This is a genomic window from Variovorax sp. UC74_104 (assembly GCF_044055375.1).
Lineage (GTDB): Bacteria > Pseudomonadota > Gammaproteobacteria > Burkholderiales > Burkholderiaceae_C > Variovorax.
This window is the reverse complement of the sequence record NZ_CP171978.1, coordinates 6,180,894-6,196,092: the sequence shown is the minus strand read 5'-3', so window position 1 is coordinate 6,196,092 and position 15,199 is coordinate 6,180,894. Positions and strand designations below refer to the sequence as shown.

General features: G+C 67.2%; 14 protein-coding genes and 1 pseudogene. 10 read left to right on the top strand and 5 right to left on the bottom strand.

Annotated features, from left to right (window positions below):
* Positions 1-38 precede the first annotated feature (38 nt).
* The 5 genes from cpaB to ACHMXA_RS29300 all read right to left on the bottom strand — a co-directional run bounded on the left by cpaB (position 39) and on the right by ACHMXA_RS29300 (position 4,845).
* Positions 39-1,034, bottom strand: coding sequence for a Flp pilus assembly protein CpaB (gene cpaB, locus ACHMXA_RS29320; protein WP_395317372.1), 996 nt, complete (start codon positions 1,032-1,034; stop codon positions 39-41).
* Between the two features lie 81 nt (positions 1,035-1,115).
* Entirely contained in the window at positions 1,116-1,616 is a 501-nt protein-coding gene (locus ACHMXA_RS29315; RefSeq protein ID WP_395317371.1) for a prepilin peptidase, read from the bottom strand.
* Positions 1,617-1,626: 10 nt separating this feature from the next.
* Positions 1,627-1,818, bottom strand: coding sequence for a Flp family type IVb pilin (locus ACHMXA_RS29310; protein WP_395317370.1), 192 nt, complete (start codon positions 1,816-1,818; stop codon positions 1,627-1,629).
* 423 nt (positions 1,819-2,241) lie between these two features.
* Positions 2,242-3,408, bottom strand: coding sequence for a murein L,D-transpeptidase family protein (locus ACHMXA_RS29305; RefSeq protein WP_395317369.1), 1,167 nt, complete (start codon positions 3,406-3,408; stop codon positions 2,242-2,244).
* 327 nt (positions 3,409-3,735) lie between these two features.
* Positions 3,736-4,845 carry a tetratricopeptide repeat protein gene (locus ACHMXA_RS29300; RefSeq protein WP_395317368.1) on the bottom strand — a complete coding sequence of 370 codons (1,110 nt, stop codon included), beginning with the start codon at positions 4,843-4,845 and terminating at the stop codon, positions 3,736-3,738.
* Positions 4,846-5,004: 159 nt separating this feature from the next.
* On the opposite strand from ACHMXA_RS29300, the gene ACHMXA_RS29295 reads away from it, so the two are divergent.
* From ACHMXA_RS29295 to ACHMXA_RS29250, 10 genes and pseudogenes are all read left to right on the top strand, one after another.
* Positions 5,005-5,967: a LysR family transcriptional regulator gene (locus ACHMXA_RS29295; RefSeq protein WP_395317367.1), complete on the top strand. Its 963-nt coding sequence runs from the start codon at positions 5,005-5,007 to the stop codon at positions 5,965-5,967.
* A 204-nt stretch (positions 5,968-6,171) separates the two neighbouring features.
* Positions 6,172-6,705 carry a hydroxyquinol 1,2-dioxygenase gene (locus ACHMXA_RS29290; RefSeq protein WP_395317366.1) on the top strand — a complete coding sequence of 178 codons (534 nt, stop codon included), beginning with the start codon at positions 6,172-6,174 and terminating at the stop codon, positions 6,703-6,705.
* A gap of 28 nt (positions 6,706-6,733) precedes the next feature.
* Positions 6,734-7,741 (top strand): hydroxyquinol 1,2-dioxygenase, encoded by a 1,008-nt coding sequence (locus tag ACHMXA_RS29285; RefSeq protein ID WP_176663369.1) that lies wholly within the window; start codon positions 6,734-6,736, stop codon positions 7,739-7,741.
* A 157-nt stretch (positions 7,742-7,898) separates the two neighbouring features.
* Positions 7,899-9,362, top strand: coding sequence for an aldehyde dehydrogenase family protein (locus tag ACHMXA_RS29280; RefSeq protein ID WP_395321409.1), 1,464 nt, complete (start codon positions 7,899-7,901; stop codon positions 9,360-9,362).
* A gap of 60 nt (positions 9,363-9,422) precedes the next feature.
* Entirely contained in the window at positions 9,423-10,406 is a 984-nt protein-coding gene (locus tag ACHMXA_RS29275) for a tripartite tricarboxylate transporter substrate binding protein (protein WP_395317365.1), read from the top strand.
* A gap of 50 nt (positions 10,407-10,456) precedes the next feature.
* Positions 10,457-11,710 (top strand): ABC transporter substrate-binding protein, encoded by a 1,254-nt coding sequence (locus ACHMXA_RS29270; protein WP_395317364.1) that lies wholly within the window; start codon positions 10,457-10,459, stop codon positions 11,708-11,710.
* A gap of 1 nt (position 11,711) precedes the next feature.
* Positions 11,712-12,431 carry an ABC transporter ATP-binding protein gene (locus tag ACHMXA_RS29265; RefSeq protein ID WP_176663366.1) on the top strand — a complete coding sequence of 240 codons (720 nt, stop codon included), beginning with the start codon at positions 11,712-11,714 and terminating at the stop codon, positions 12,429-12,431.
* Positions 12,432-12,507: 76 nt separating this feature from the next.
* Positions 12,508-13,237 (top strand): annotated as a pseudogene (locus tag ACHMXA_RS29260) (ABC transporter ATP-binding protein).
* Complete coding sequence (locus ACHMXA_RS29255; RefSeq protein ID WP_395317363.1) at positions 13,230-14,093, top strand: branched-chain amino acid ABC transporter permease; 864 nt, start codon at positions 13,230-13,232, stop codon at positions 14,091-14,093. The pseudogene ACHMXA_RS29260 and the gene ACHMXA_RS29255 overlap by 8 nt, the downstream one beginning before the upstream one ends.
* A complete protein-coding gene (locus ACHMXA_RS29250) occupies positions 14,090-15,130 on the top strand; it encodes a branched-chain amino acid ABC transporter permease (RefSeq protein ID WP_395317362.1) in 1,041 nt (346 codons plus the stop codon). The genes ACHMXA_RS29255 and ACHMXA_RS29250 overlap by 4 nt, the downstream gene beginning before the upstream one ends.
* Positions 15,131-15,199 lie beyond the last annotated feature (69 nt).

The following is a 15,199-nucleotide window of genomic DNA, read 5'->3' as shown; positions in this document are numbered from 1 at the left end:
TTGTTTTCCTGGATGGCGGATTCCGGCTGGCTGCCTGCTCAGTAGCTCACGGTCTCGCTGCGTTCGCCGCGAATGACTTCGACCTGAAGCCCGCCGCGCGCAGGTCCGGAGGCACGCGGCGCGCCGGCGGCGGTGGTATGAACCTCGGCGGTTTGCGGGCGGACCCCGGGGCCCTTGCCGCCAGTGACGAGGTCGGCGGCGGTCAGGCCGGCCTGGGCGCGATCAAGCCCCTCGAGCGGCGCGCGGCGCGGTTCGCCTGCCTTGGTCGAAGGCTGCAGGGCCGTGGGCAGTTCGGCGAAGAGCTTCGGATCGGGCTCCGACAGATCGGTTGGGTTGCGCAGGGCAAGCATCAGCCGGCCACTGGCATCGCCGATGGTCAGCCGGTTCACCTCTTCGACCGGCACGGCGAGTACGGCGGTGCGGGCCTGCTCGTTGCGTTGTGCCTGCTGGGCTGCGGCCTTGTCCGGCGACTTGGACGGCAGTGCGTCGACGGAGACGCTACCGAAAGCCAGCACCCGCTTGCGCGCTAGCAGCAGGCGCGCCTGGCTGCGGTCCACCTCCTTGCCGTCGGACTTGAAGGTGATGAACACGTCGACGAAATCGCCGGGCTGGATCTTGTTGCCCACGCCCATGACCTCGTCCGCCTTGATCGCGACGGCGCGCTCGCCTTCGCCAAGGCGCAGTGCGAGGCCGGATACCAGCTGGTTCTCGATCACCGGGGTGCCTTCGGCAAGGTCGAGCACTGGGACGCGACCCGTAGCGAGAGTCACGTCCTGAAAGGCGCCGACGGGGTTGATCGTCAGCCGTTCCACGCGAAGCGCGTCCGCGGGAATCGCCAGGCCCGCGGGCAGGGACTTGGCGGCCACCACGATCGGATAAGTGAGAGCCTGTTGCGTCTTGACGGGAGCGTTCGCAGTGTTGGTCGCCACGGCCGCCGGTACGGGGGGCTGCCGGCTCAGAATCCATGCGTAGACACCCAGCGCGATGGCCAGAAGCACCAGGATGGCTGCGAGGATTTTTGAGAGATTGATCATGGGCGGCGGGCTGAAGGGTGAGGGCAAGCGATCATGAAAAGTGGGAAATGAATGGCCTGCAGCGACAGAGGCAGATGGCTGCTAACTCTGTCGCCCCCAGAACATCCAGGCCACCGTGGCCAGCGAGAGATAGGCCGCGTAAGGGATGAAGCGAGCCCGGCTTGGCGAAGTGTCGCCAGCGGTCGGAGAGTGCGGGCCCGAAAGGATCAGGGCAAGCCGCGGGAAGAAGGGCCAGCGCTGCAAAACCAGCCAGAGTGCTCCATGCAGTCCGGCGAACAGGCTGGCGATGATCCAGATCGGCAACAGTGCGGCTGCGCCGACCCAAAGTCCAAGAGCTCCGGCGAATTTCACGTCGCCTGCTCCCATAAGCCCCATTGCGTAGAAGAGTAAGAGGAAGCCGAAACCTGATGCGGCGCCTGCGAGTGCTGCGGCCCAGCCAACGCCGAAAGGCTGCGCCCCGAGGCCGAGGATCGCCAGGGCCAAGACGGCTCCGGACAGAACCAGCCAGTTGGGGACGCGGCGCTTTCGGAAGTCATAGACAGCGACACAAAGCAACCAGAGCAAGCAGGTCAATGCCGGCACTTGCGTCTATTTACTTCGGTGCGACGGTGGAAGTCAGCTTCGCGGTAATGTCCGAGAAAACTTTAGCCAGCCGGGCGCCCAAGCCATCTTCTCCAGACAAAACAGCCACGATGGTGACGGAAATAAGTCCCGCAATAATTCCATATTCAATTGCGGTCGCACCTTCTTCATCGCGCAGAAAACGAGTAATAGAGCTGAGCATGATTTCCCCTTCAAGGAAGTGTTAACAAAGGCTTGCGAGGTGGATGTTATACAGCGTAACTCCGTGTATCAACAAGGCAAACCCGCAAGACTTTCGTCAGGGTGTGCTAGCCAAAAGGGGTAAAGCAGGATGGCGGCCAGCCTCTAGCCAGCCGGAGCCAGGAGCAGCCTGGCCAGCTAGTTAGCGATTCGGAAGTGAATTTTTCCCTCTGTAGGCCACATGGCGCCTCCCATGAAGGGGGGATGTGGCGTAACGGCGCGGGGAACGCGCGCGGCGGGGGTGTTACGGGAACAAACGCGTTACGTGTTACGTAGCACGCGGTCCCAAGCCCCAGATGTAACGGTCAAAAAAGGCCCAGCTCGTGAGCAAAAAGTCACAAGTTGAAGGGGGTGGCCGCGTTGGCGGGAGGGCTTCGACCGGGCCTCAGCCCAGGATTTCTTCGTGGAAGAGCTTCCAGTCGGTACCCTGGCGTAACCAGTACTGGCGCCGGGAACGTCCGCTCTTCTCGCCTTCGAACACTTCGCCGAAGGTAACGACCATGGTGTCGTCGCCGTCCTTCCAGTGGAGGTACGACAGGTCCTTGAACTGCACGCGCTTGCCCTGCGCGTATTTCACTTCGTCGTCGACGACCGAAATTCCCTCGGTTGCCTTTTTGCTGCTGCGCTGGAAATCGGGCAAATAGAATTTCTTCAATTGCGCTTCATTTCCGCTGGTACGCGCATCTTTCCAGCCGGTGATAGCACTTGTAATTGACTGTGCTTCTTTTTCCGCCTGCGGTTGCGAAATCCATTGCAGGCTGCGCGCGGTCACGACCGGGGTGGCGCCGATTTGCACTTTTCGCAAAAGCTGCTTCAGGTCGGGGTTTGCCATGACCACGCAGCCGTCGCTGGCGAGCGGCGCCCGGGCGAACTGCTGCGGCGGCGTGCCGTGCAGCCAGATGCCGCCGCCGGTCTTGCCGCGCCGCACGTCGTACGGGTTGGGGTAGTTGATGGGCAGGGCGCCCGCGCCGTAGAAGTCCTTCAGCGACTTCGGGTCGAGGCTGCTGGTGATGTAGTACACGCCCAGCGGCGTGCGCGCGTCGCCCTCGGTGACCTTGTCGGTACCCGACTTACCGACGGAGATGTAGTAGTCGGCCGTGAGCTTCAGGCCCTTGTCCGAGTTCTCGAACAGGTACAGCCGCGAGCGCGAGGCGTCCACTGCAATGGCATACCGGCTGCGGGTGGACAGCGCCAGGAACTGCGACGGCACGGTGTTGGCCGGCGGGCGTTCGCGCAGCGCCTGCAGGCGGCGCTTCGATTCCTCGTGCAGCTCGGCCATGGCCGGGTTGCCGCGCATCTTCGCGATGCTGGCGGTGTCGGGCAGGGCGTTCGAAGGCGGCACCTGCGCCGCGAGCAGGTCGCCGTAGACGAGCTGCGCGAGCTGGAAGTTCGGATAGTCGCGCACCAGGTCGCGCGCCTTGGCCAGCGCGGGACGGGTCTGGCCGCGGCCGAACATCTCATAGACCGCGATCAGGCGTGCCTCGGCGTTGCTGGCTTCCTGGATGGCGCCCGTCGAAGCGGGCTTGCGCCCGGCCCTCGCCGCCGTTGCCACGGTCGCCGAAGTCGCTGCTGCCGCGGCGACACCCTTCCGGCCTCGGGCCCCGGGATTCCCTGGCTTCCTTGATGGAAGAAGGGCGGCCGGCCGCGCCGGCTCGTGCCGCGGCGCGTGCATTGCCTGCGGAAGCCTTCGCCTTGGCCTTTTCCGCCTTTTCCTTGTGGGCGCCTGCGCCAGCCTTGCCGGAGCCGTTCGATGCGAGCGCGGCACCGGGCGCCGCGAGCATCAGCGCCGACGCGGTCATCAGTGCCGCAACGAACTGTTGCCCGCCGCGCAGACGGAACGGAGGAGTCTGGAGCCGGCCCTGCCGGACGATGTCTGCCACTAGCCGCCAACGCTTTCCTTGCGAATGTGCCATTGATTGCCGGAGCGCTGCATCTCCAGCGTCTTGCGGCTCGAAACGTTCAGGTTGTCCGCGCGATAGACCTGGCGGAACTTGGCCGTCGCGTTCTGGCCGTCGACCTTGATCGCGAGGTTCTCGATGTTCACGCTGATGCTCGACTTGCCGACGATGCGTGCACGGCGGTCTTCTTCCCAGCTCTTGCGGCTCTGGCCGCCGGCGGGCGCGAAGTCGGAGCCGTAGGCCGCGAGGTAGCGGTCCATGTCCTGGCTGGCCCAGGCCGAGGCCCAGGCGCGCACGGCCGATTCGACTTCGGCATTGGCGGCGGTGTTGCTTGCCGCCGCGGGCGCAGGAGCGGGCGCGGGAGCTGGAGCTGGAGCTGCTTCAGGTGCCTTGGGCGCGGCGGCCACCGGTGCGGGAGCTGCCGCGACCTTGGCAGGCGGCGGCGGTGCGGCGGGAGTGGGTGCCGGCGCAGGTGCGGGCGCGGCCTTGGCGGCAGGAGCAGGCGCAGCAGCGGCGATCAGCGCGGTCGGCTTGCCGCCCGGCGGCGTCGGCGTGAAGAGCGTGCGGATCACGGCGAGCTTCGGCTGCACGGCCGTGTTGTTCTGGTCGAGCTGCAGCGCCTTGCTGTAGGCCTGGCTCGCGAGCCGGGCGTACACGTCGCCCAGGTTCTCCTGGGCGGTGGCGTAGCTGGGGTTGGTGCGGATCGCGCTTTCGAGCGCGGCGCGGGCCTTGTCGAACTGGTTCTGGCTCGCGTAGATCACCGCGAGGTTGTTGTAGGGCTCGGGCAGCTCGGGCGCGTCGAGCGTGAGCTGCGTGAAGGCGGCAATGGCTTCGTTGCGCTTGCCGGTGTCGAGCTGGATCACGCCCTTGAGGAAGCGCATCTGCGGATCGCGCGGCTTGTCCTTCAGGAAGGCCTCGGCCTTGACCATGGCCTCGTCGAGCTTGCCGGCCTGCATGAGCTTGTCGACTTCCTCGTGCTCGATGGCCGCCAGCGCCGGAAGCGCGACGCCACAGGTGGCCGCGGCCAGGAGCAGGGCGCGCACGGTGGGGGAGAAGCTGAAACGGGCGCGTGGCCTGGGGCTCTTGGGCATTGCGGACAAGACCTCGTAGGGGTGGGTGATGCGGCAGGGATTGTAAGTGGGGCGGGTAACCCCCCGATACAGGGATGACAGGCCTTTCGCGGCCTTTAGGCTTGCCCGCAACGCCGCTGGAAGCCCCCGCGCCGCACGGCCCCGCAGTACAGTGCCGCCGTGGACCGTCTCCAAAGCATTGAAACTTTCGTTCGCGTAGCGCAGACCCAGAGCTTCGCCGAAGCCGCCCGCCAGCTGCGCGTGGCCAACTCGGTCGTCACCACGCGGGTCAAGCAGCTCGAGGAGTTCCTCGGCGCGCCGCTCTTCCACCGCAGCACGCGCGTGGTGCGGCTCAGCGACATGGGGCAGGCCTTCCTGCGCGACTGCACCGAGCTGGTGGCGCGCGCCGACAGCATCGTCGACCAGATGCGCGATGCGCGCGGCACGCCTTCGGGCACGCTGCGCGTGCATGCGCTGACCGGCATGGTGCTGGGGCGCTTCGCCTCGCTGCTGCGCGAATTCCAGACGACCTACCCCGACATCCACCTCGAGCTGATCGTGAGCGATGCGGTGGCCGACCCGGTGAAGGCCGGCGTCGACTGCGCGCTGCAGATCTTTCCCGCGGCCTCGCAGGAGCTGGTGGCCAGGCCGCTCTTTCCGGTGCGGCGGGTGCTGTGCGCCACGCCGGCGTACCTGAAGGCGCACGGCACGCCGGCCACGCCGCGCGAGCTGCACCGCCACAAGCTGGGCCTGTACTCGGGCTACCCCACGCGCGACCGCTGGACCTTCCACCACGGCGGCGAGCAGACCACCATCTATCTCGCGGCGGCGCTCCTGACCAACAGCGTGCACCTGCTGCGCGAATACGCGCTGGAGCATGCGGGCATCGTATGCCTGCCCACGCTGGTGGCGGGCGATGCCATCGCGCGGGGCGAGCTCAGCGTGGTGCTGGCCGACCACCAGCTGTCGTCGTTCTCGCTGAGCGCGGTGTACGCGGGCACTTCGCGCAATGCGCTGAAGCTGCGCCTGTTCATCGAGCACATCGCCACCCGCTTCACGCGCGTGCCGCCGTGGGATGCGACGCTGATCGAGCAAGGCCTGATCCCGGCCGAGCTGATCGAGTTCAGCCGCACCAGCGGATGAGGTGAGCACTCCCCCAGGCTTCGCGCACTTCGTGTCGCTTCGCCGACCTCCTCGCCGGGGGCGACGCCGGCGGCCCGGAGCGATGGTCCGACAGGGGGTAAACCCCAGCGATTATTCGGAAGCTCCGAATAATCCTCTTCCAAACTGGTCCCTACCGGTGCCGCCGCATGGCTCCTAGAGTTCGCTCATCCAAGGAGACAAGCCATGCCAGCCACCACTTCGACCGCCCCGGACGCCACGTACAAGACGCGCTTCGGTTCCCTCAAGCACTTCGAGAAGGGCCACGTCGAGCCCATCGACGACGACGTGCGCCACTACGCCTTCTCCAACTGCTTCGAGATCGCGAGCCTCAGCAAGCCCTACGAGAAGGTCGTGTTCGGCCAGAACCAGATCTACGTGCTGGAGACGCTGCGCGCCGAAGGCACCTCGCCTTGGTACACCTGCGCGCACGACGAGTTCGCGCTCGTGATGGACGGCGACGTCGAGGTGCACCTCGTGCAGCTCGACGAAAGCCAGACGGTGGCCGACAAGGACAAGAACGGCGCCGTGCTCGTGAAGGGCGAGCCCAGGGGCAGGAAGATGGGCTGGATGAAGCTCTCGCGCGGCCACCAGGGGCTGCTGCCGAAGAACACCGCCTACCAGTTCCGCAATGCCGGCGAGCCGGGCGTGATCGTGCTGCAGAGCTGCAAGGGCGATCTTTCGGTAGAGAAGTGGGCAGAAATCTGCCAGGCACATTGACCGCACCCGAACCCAGGAGCCACACACCATGAACGCACCCGCAGAACTCGCCAAGGTGATCGCGTCGCAGCCCGACGCCACGCTCGGCTACAAGGACTTCTCGCTCGGCAGCTTCAGCTTCCGCCGCGACGAATACTTCGTGCACATCGGCTGGAAGACCCGCGACGGCCGCCCCATGAGCCACACCATGGACGCCGGCAACTACCTGCGCGCGCTGATGCGCGACGTGGCCTGGGGCTTCTTCTACGGCTGGGTCAACTTCGACGACGTGTTCGGCACGGTCAACCACTACGAGTCGGTCGACCTGTACGCCGGCAGCTTCAACGGCACCATGAAGGAGGCCGGCATCGACCTGCTGGAGAACTTCCCGACAGCGCAGATCCGCGCCACCTTCGAGGCCATGCTCGACGACTGGACCAACGAGAGCTTTGACCCGTTTTCCGCGCCGCAGGAAACCGGCTCGCCCTACGGCCGCAAGAACGGCAACAACACCGCCAAGATCACCAGGGCGCGCGAGCTCGCCAAGCGCTGCGTGGGCCTGAAGGGCGACCTCGACCTGCGCAGCGACGAGCGCGGAGCACCCGTCAACCGCGCCTTCGCCGACGTGCCGCAGGGCCAGCCCGAGCTGCACCCCGAGCCCGGTTTCGAGAACGAGGTGCACGCCTTCAATCTCTTCGGCTTCCTGAGCCGCTCGCAGGTCACATGGAACCCGAGCTTCACCTCGGTGGTGAAGCACAGCTACATGTGCCCGACGACCGAGGAGCACATCCTGCCGATCATCCACGGCAACGACCGCGTCGAGTGGTTCTTCCAGATGACCGACGAGATCCACTGGGACTGCGGCGACAAGAACACCGGCCGCCCGATGGCCCGCGTGATCATGAAGGCCGGCGACATGGCCGCCATGCCCGCCTACTGCCGCCACCAGGGCTTCAGCCCCAAGCGCTCGATGCTGCTGGTGTGGGAGAACGGCTCGCCGAGCCTGGTCTACGAGATCCAGAAGGGCGAGTCGCCGGAAATTCCCGTTCAGTTCTGAATGGCCCCCTCTCCCGCGAGCGGGAGAGGGCTGGGGTGAGGGTCGCCGCTGCGCCCTGAACGCCCCCTCACCCCAACCCTCTCCCCATGGGGAGAGGGAGGAATGCAAAGACATGAAGCCCAATGACATCGCCGCTTCGGCAGGCCTGCGCACGCCCATCCGCCATCAGCTCTTCATCGACGGCCGCTTCGTCGACGCCGAGTCCGGCGAGACCCTCGCCACGCTGAACCCGCACGACAACACGCCCATCGTCGACGTGGCGCTCGCCGGCAAGGCCGACGTCGACAAGGCCGTGGCCGCCGCGAAGCGCGCCTTTCCGAAATGGAGCCGCATGGCCGCCGCCGACCGCGGCCGCATCCTGCTGAAGCTCGCCGACCTCATCGAGGCCAATGCCGAGGAGCTCGCGCGCCTCGAATCGCTCGACACCGGCCACCCGATCCGCGACTCGCGTCGGCTCGACGTGCCGCGCACCGCAGCGTGCTTCCGCTACTTCGGCGGCATGGCCGACAAATTCCAGGGCGAGACCATCCCGGTGGAAGAGGGTTTTCTCAACTACACGCTGCGCGAGCCCGTCGGCATCGTCGGCCAGGTGGTGCCGTGGAACTTCCCGCTGATGTTCACCAGCTGGAAGATGGCGCCCGCGCTCGCGGCCGGCAATTGCATCGTGATGAAGCCGGCGGAGATCACGCCGCTGAGCTCCCTCCGTATCGCCGAGCTGATGGCCGAGGCCGGCCTGCCGCATGGCGTCGTCAACATGCTGCCGGGCCTGGGCAGCGTGGCGGGGCAGTACATCGCGGAGCACCCGGAGATCGCCAAGATCGCCTTCACCGGAAGCACCGCCACCGGCCGGCGCATCGTGCAGGCCAGCGCGGGCAACCTGAAGAAGGTGCAGCTCGAACTCGGCGGCAAGGGCCCGAACATCGTGTTCGAGGACGCGAACCTGCAGGCGGCCGTCAACGGCAGCGCGTGGGCCATCTTCCACAACCAGGGGCAGGCCTGCATCGCGGGCTCGCGGCTGATGCTGCACGAGAAGATCGCCGACGAATTCCTCGCGCAGTTCATCCCGCTCGCGAAGTCGATCCGCCTGGGCAATCCGCTCGACGACGCGACGGAGATGGGCCCGCTCACCAGCGCGCAGCACCGCGAGCGTGTGCTCAGCTACGTCGACGTGGCGCAGGGCGAGGGCGGCGAACTGCTCGCGGGCGGCAGGTCGCCCGGCGGTGATCTGGCGAAAGGCTGCTACGTCGAACCGACGGTGATGCGCGCCAGGTCGTACAAGGACCGCGTCGCGCAGGAAGAGGTGTTCGGCCCCTTCGTCACCGTGCTCACCTTCAAGTCGGACGAAGAGGCGATGCAGATCGCCAACGGCACCGACTACGGCCTGGGCAGCGGCCTGTGGACCCGCGACCTGCAGCGCGCCCACAAGGTGGCTCGCGACCTGCACGCCGGCATGGTGTGGATCAACAGCTACAAGCGCGTGAACCCCGGCTCGCCCTTCGGCGGCGTGGGCCAGAGCGGCTACGGCCGCGAGATGGGGTTCGATGCGATGCGCGAATACACGCAGGTCAAGAGCGTGTGGGTGAACGTCGACGCGCAGATACCGCCGCACTTCGTGCGCTGACGAAGCAGGCGATCGAGAAGAACAGAGAAGAGCAAGAGAAAGAACGAGGAGACAGAAGAGATGCCTTCGATCACCGCCCGCTTCATCGCGAGCCTCGCCGCTGCCGGTGCGCTGTTCATCGCCGCCGCTTCGCCCGCCGCCGCGCAGGCCTGGCCCGCGAAGCCGGTGCGCGTCGTCATCGGCTTCCCGCCCGGCGGCATCGTCGACACGGTGGCGCGCCAGCTCCAGCCGCGCCTGCAGGCCGCGCTCGGCCAGCCGGTGATCGTCGACAACCGCGGCGGTGCCGGCGGCACGCTGGCGGCGGCCGAAGTGGCCAAGGCCGCGCCCGACGGCCACACGCTGCTGATGGTGTTCGACAGCTACGCCACCTATCCGCTGGTCTACCCGAAGCTGAGCTTCGACATCGCGCGCGACCTGCAGCCGGTGACGCAGATCGTGAGCAATCCGCTGGTGCTGCTGGTCAACCCGAAGGTGGACGCGCGCGACCTCAGGAGCTTCGTGAGCCTGCTCAAGTCGCAGCCCGGGCGCCTCAACTACGCGAGCGTCGGGCCGGGGTCGAGCAACCATCTCACGGCCGAATACTTCAAGGCGGTGAGCGGCACCTTCGTCACGCACATTCCCTACCGCGGCGGCGGCCCGGCGCAGCAGGACCTGCTCGGCGGGCAGGTCGAGATGATGTTCCTCTCCGCCGTGCTCGCGCAGCCGCACGTCAAGTCGGGCCGCCTGCGCGCGCTGGCCCAGACCGGCCTGCAGCGCGCGGTCGCCTACCCCGACACGCCGACCGTCGCCGAGAGCGGCTATCCCGGCTTCGAAGTCAATTCATGGGTCGGCCTGCTGACGCCCGCGGGCACGCCGCGCCCCGTGATCGACCGGCTCCAGGCCGAGGTGAAGAAGATCGTTGCCGACCCCGCCTTCGCCGCGCGCCTGCAGGAGCAGGGCCTGACGGGCATCGCCGGCACGCCAGAGCAGTTCGCGGCGGTGCTGCGCACCGAGCAGGACAAGTGGGCCCGGCTGGTGCGAGAGCGCCAGCTGAGCTTGGAGTAGCAGTGGAAGCGACGCAGAGTCCGACGACAGGACGACAGAAGGAGACAAACATGGCATTCAATCGCAGGCAGTTCACGCAGGCCACGGCCGCGCTGGTGGCATCGGGCGCGGCACCGCTGGTGTTCGCGGCCGACACGCTGAAGATCGGCTACGTGTCGCCGCAGACCGGGCCGCTCGCGCCTTTCGGCGAGGCCGACAAGTGGGTCATCGACCAGATGAAGGCGGCCTTCAAGGACGGCATCACGGTCGGCGGCAAGAAGTACGCGGTGCAGATCGTGCTGAAGGACAGCCAGTCGAACCCCAATCGCGCGGGCGAGGTGGCGAACGACCTGATCCTGAAGGACAAGGTGGCGCTGGTGCTCACCGCGGGCACGCCCGAGACCGCCAACCCGGTGAGCGACGCCTGCGAGCTCAACGAGGTGCCCTGCATCTCCAGCGTGGTGCCGTGGCAGCCGTGGTTCTTCGGCCGCAAGGGCGATCCGGCCAAGGGCTTCAACTGGACGTACCACATGTTCTGGGGCCTGGAGGACGTCATCGCCAACTTCACCAACGGCTGGAAGACGCTGGCCACCAACAAGAAGGTGGGTGGCCTGTTTCCCAACGACGGCGACGGCAACGCGTGGGGCGACAAGGAGCTGGGCTTTCCCAAGCCGCTCTCGCAGATGGGCTTCACGCTCACCGACCCGGGCCGCTTCCAGAACGGCACGCAGGACTTCAGCGCGCAGATCGCGGCCTTCAAGAAGGACGGCGTGGAGATCGTCACCGGCGTGGTGATTCCGCCGGACGCCAAGACCTTCCTCACGCAGGCGCGGCAGCAGGGCTTCAAGCCCAAGGTCATCACGCTGGGCAAGGCGCTGCTGTTCCCCGGCGCCATCGAGGCGCTGGGCGACCTGGGCGACGGCCTGTCGACCGAGGTGTGGTGGAGCCCCTCTCATCCGTTCACCTCGAGCCTCACGCAGCAGAGCGCAAAGGCGCTGGCCGAGGCTTACGAGACCGGCACGAAGAAGCAGTGGACGCAGCCCATCGGCTTCGCGCATGCGCTCTTCGAGGTTGCGGCGAATGCGCTGGGCCGCGCCAAGTCGTTGAAGGCGTCGGACGTGCGCGACGCGGTGGCGTCTACCTCCATCAACTCGGTGGTCGGCCCGGTGAAGTGGGGCGGCCAGGGGCCCTTCAAGAACGTCAGCAAGACGCCGCTGGTGCTCGGCCAGTGGGGCAAGGGCACCAAGTACAAGGTGGAACTGACCATCGTGAACAACGAGGCGGCGACGAACATTCCCGCTGGCGGCAAGCTGCGCTTGCTCTGACATGACGCTGCTGGCACTGCATGCCGTGAGCAAATCCTACGGCGCGCTCAAGGTCACCGACGGCATCACGCTGGCGGTGGCCGAGGGCGAGACGCTGGGCATCCTCGGGCCCAACGGCGCGGGCAAGACGACGCTCTTCAACCTGATCTCGGGCGACGTACGCGTCGACGCCGGACGCGTGGAATACGCCGGCCGCGACGTGACGCGGCTGAAGCCGCACCAGCGCTGCCACGCCGGCATCGGCCGCAGCTACCAGGTGCCGCAGCCCTTCGGCAACATGAGCGTGTTCGAGAACCTCGTGACGGCCGCCTGCTTCGGCGGGCAGCAGACCGAGCGCGATGCCTGGCACACCGCGCAGGAGGTGCTGGAACAGACGGGCCTGATGGCGCATGCCAACAAGCCTGCGGGCGGCCTGACCCTGCTCGACCGCAAGCGGCTGGAACTGGCGCGCGCACTGGCCACGCGGCCGAAGCTGCTGCTGCTCGACGAGATCGCGGGCGGCCTCACGGAGCCCGAGGCCGCCGTGCTGGTCGGCGAGCTCAAGCGCATCAAGGCGCGCGGCATGACGATGATCTGGATCGAGCACGTGGTGCATGCGCTGCTGTCGCTGGCGGACCGGCTGTTCGTCATCAACTTCGGGCAGAAGCTGGCGGAGGGGGCGCCGCGGGCGGTGATGGGCGATCCGGAGGTGAGGCGGGTTTACATGGGGATGGAAGCATGAGCGCAAACGCCTGTCTTCGGACTTGTTCCCTCTCCCGCAAGCGGGAGAGGGGGCAAGACCCGAGGGAGCAAACGCCATGAACACCCTGCTCTCCACCCACGCCCTCAAGGCCTTCTACGGCGACGCCCAGGCCCTCTTCGGCATCGACTTCTCCCTGGAGCGCGGCGAGCTGGTCGCCATCATCGGCGCCAACGGCGCGGGCAAGACGACCTTCCTCAAGAGCCTCACCGGCCTGGTGCGCGCGCCGCTCGATGCGATCCGCTTCAAGGGCGAGCCCATCGGCGGACTGCCGCCCGGCGACATCGTGCGCCGCGGGCTCGCCATGGTGCCCGAGGGCCGCCGGCTCTTTCCGAGCCTCAGTGTCGAGGAGAACCTGTTGATGGGCGCCACGCCGTCGCGCAAGGGGCCCTGGAACCTGCAGCGGCTGTACGCGCTCTTTCCCATCCTCGCCGAGAAGCGCGGCCAGCCAGGCACCTCGCTTTCGGGCGGACAGCAGCAGATGGTTGCGCTCGGCCGCGCGCTCATGAGCAACCCCGAGGTGCTGCTGTGCGACGAGCTCTCGCTGGGGCTCGCGCCCATCGTCATCCGGGAAATATACCGCCGCCATGCCGGCGATCACGGCGGAAGGCATGACGGTGGTCATCGTCGAGCAGGACGTGACCATGGCGCGGCAGGTTTCGCAGCGCGTCTACTGCTTCCAGGAAGGCCGCGTGTCGCTCGAAGGGCGCTCGGCCGAGCTCACGCGCGAGCAGATCTCGCAGGCCTACTTCGGCCTCTCCGAGGCCTCGGAGGCGGCCCATGCTTGAGACCCTCGTCCAGGGCCTGCTGCTCGGCGGCCTCTACACGCTCTTCGCGCTGGGCCAGTCGCTGATGTTCGGCGTGATGCGGCTGACCAATACGGCGCAAGGCGACTTCATCATCCTCGGCGCGTTCGCGGTCATCGCGGGCATGTCGCTCACGGGCGGCGAAGCGCCGTGGCTGGTGGCGCTCGCGGTGCTGCCGGTGGCCTTCGGCTTTGGCTACGTGCTGCAGCGCTTCGTGCTCAACGGCACGCTCGGCAAGGACCCGCTGCCCTCGCTGGTCGTGACCTTCGGCCTGTCGATCGTGATCCAGAACCTGCTGCTCGAGCTGTTCTCGGCCGATCCGCGCGCCATCGAGACGGGCGGGCTCAGCACGCAGGGCATTGCGCTCGGCGAGGCGATGTCGGTGGGCGTGCTGCCGCTGGTCGTGCTGGCCGTCGCGCTCGCGGCGACGGGCGCGCTGCAGTGGCTCTTCGCGCGCACGGCGCTGGGGCGGTCGTTTCGCGCGGTGTCGGACGACCGCGAGATCGCCGAGCTGATGGGGCTGAACGCGAAGAAGGTCTACGCGCTCGCGACTGCCATCGCCTTCGTGCTGATCGCCATCGCCGGCGCGCTGCAGGGCATGCGCACGACGGTGTCGCCTTCGGACGGGCCGCTGCTGCTGCTCTTCGCCTTCGAGGCGGTGATCATCGGCGGCATGGGCTCCTTCTGGGGCACGCTGGCGGGCGCGATGATCCTCGGCGTCACGCAGCAGATCGGCTTCAGGCTGGACCCGGGCTGGGGCATCTGGTTCGGGCACATCGTGTTCCTCGCCGTGCTGGTGCTGCGGCCGCAGGGGCTTTTTCCGAGGACGCGCGGATGACCAACATGCCTCCTTCCATCGTCGCGGTCGAACGCGCGACGGCCGCGAGCCGCGCGGCGCTGTTCGCCGGCATCGCCATCGTTCTCGTCGCGGCGAGCCTGCCGTTCTGGGGCGAATCGAGCTGGATGCGCGAGTTCGTCGAGATCGCCTGCTACTTCATCTTCGCGATGATGTGGAACCTGCTCGCCGGCTACGGCGGCATGGTGAGCATCGGGCAGCAGGCCTTCTTCGGCTTTGGCGGCTACGTGATGCTGATGCTCGGCAACTTCGCGGGCGTGAATCCCTTCGTGGCGATACCGCTGGCCGCGCTGGCCGCAGGGCTGGTGGCGGTGCCGGTGTCCTTCGTCGCGTTCCGGCTGTCGGGCGGCTACTTCGCCATCGGCACCTGGGTCATCGCGGAGGTGTTCAGGCTGAGCTTCGCCAACGCGTCGGCGGTGGGCGGCGGCTCGGGCACCACGCTGACCGCGCTGCGCGGCATCGACAAGGCGACGCGCGAGAGCACGACCTACTGGATGGCGCTGGCCTGCGTGGTCGCGGCGATCGTGCTGGTGTATTTGTTCCTTCGCAGCAAGCGCGGCCTGGCATTGCTGGCGATACGCGACAACGAGGTGGCCGCCGAGTCGCAGGGCATTCCGGTGGCGCGCATGAAGCTCGCGGTGTACGTGGTCGCGGCCTTCGGCGCGGGGCTCGCGGGGGCGCTGTACTTCGTGGGCAACCTGCGCATCAGCCCCGACGCGGCTTTCAGCGTCAACTGGACGGCCTTCGCCATCTTCATGGTGGTCATCGGCGGCATCGGGCGCATCGAGGGGCCGCTGGTGGGCGCGCTCATCTTCTGGGCGCTGAACAAGTTCCTGAGCGACTACGGCACCTGGTACCTGCTGGGGCTGGGGCTGCTCGCGATCCTCGTCACGCTGTTCTTCAAGCAGGGGCTGTGGGGATTCGCGCAGCAGCGCTGGGGTTGGTCGCTGTTCCCCACGCAGCGAAAACTGCTGGGAACATCGGCCGGAAATACTACTTTCCTACACCAGAGACCCTGACGGGAAGGCACTTCGGACTTGCGAAAAGCAACGTCGTCCTGTAACGTTGTGTAAACACAATGTAATCAG

Excerpts from the sequence above, each read along its gene's own strand:
- ACHMXA_RS29290 (WP_395317366.1), top strand. The coding sequence starts at position 6,172 with ATGCCAGCCACCACTTCGACCGCCCCGGACGCCACGTACAAGACGCGC.
- ACHMXA_RS29270 (WP_395317364.1), top strand. The coding sequence starts at position 10,457 with ATGGCATTCAATCGCAGGCAGTTCACGCAGGCCACGGCCGCGCTGGTG.
- ACHMXA_RS29300 (WP_395317368.1), bottom strand. The coding sequence starts at position 4,845 with ATGCCCAAGAGCCCCAGGCCACGCGCCCGTTTCAGCTTCTCCCCCACC.
- ACHMXA_RS29275 (WP_395317365.1), top strand. The coding sequence starts at position 9,423 with ATGCCTTCGATCACCGCCCGCTTCATCGCGAGCCTCGCCGCTGCCGGT.
- ACHMXA_RS29250 (WP_395317362.1), top strand. The coding sequence starts at position 14,090 with ATGACCAACATGCCTCCTTCCATCGTCGCGGTCGAACGCGCGACGGCC.
- ACHMXA_RS29285 (WP_176663369.1), top strand. The coding sequence starts at position 6,734 with ATGAACGCACCCGCAGAACTCGCCAAGGTGATCGCGTCGCAGCCCGAC.
- ACHMXA_RS29310 (WP_395317370.1), bottom strand. The coding sequence starts at position 1,818 with ATGCTCAGCTCTATTACTCGTTTTCTGCGCGATGAAGAAGGTGCGACC.
- cpaB (WP_395317372.1), bottom strand. The coding sequence starts at position 1,034 with ATGATCAATCTCTCAAAAATCCTCGCAGCCATCCTGGTGCTTCTGGCC.
- ACHMXA_RS29255 (WP_395317363.1), top strand. The coding sequence starts at position 13,230 with ATGCTTGAGACCCTCGTCCAGGGCCTGCTGCTCGGCGGCCTCTACACG.
- ACHMXA_RS29265 (WP_176663366.1), top strand. The coding sequence starts at position 11,712 with ATGACGCTGCTGGCACTGCATGCCGTGAGCAAATCCTACGGCGCGCTC.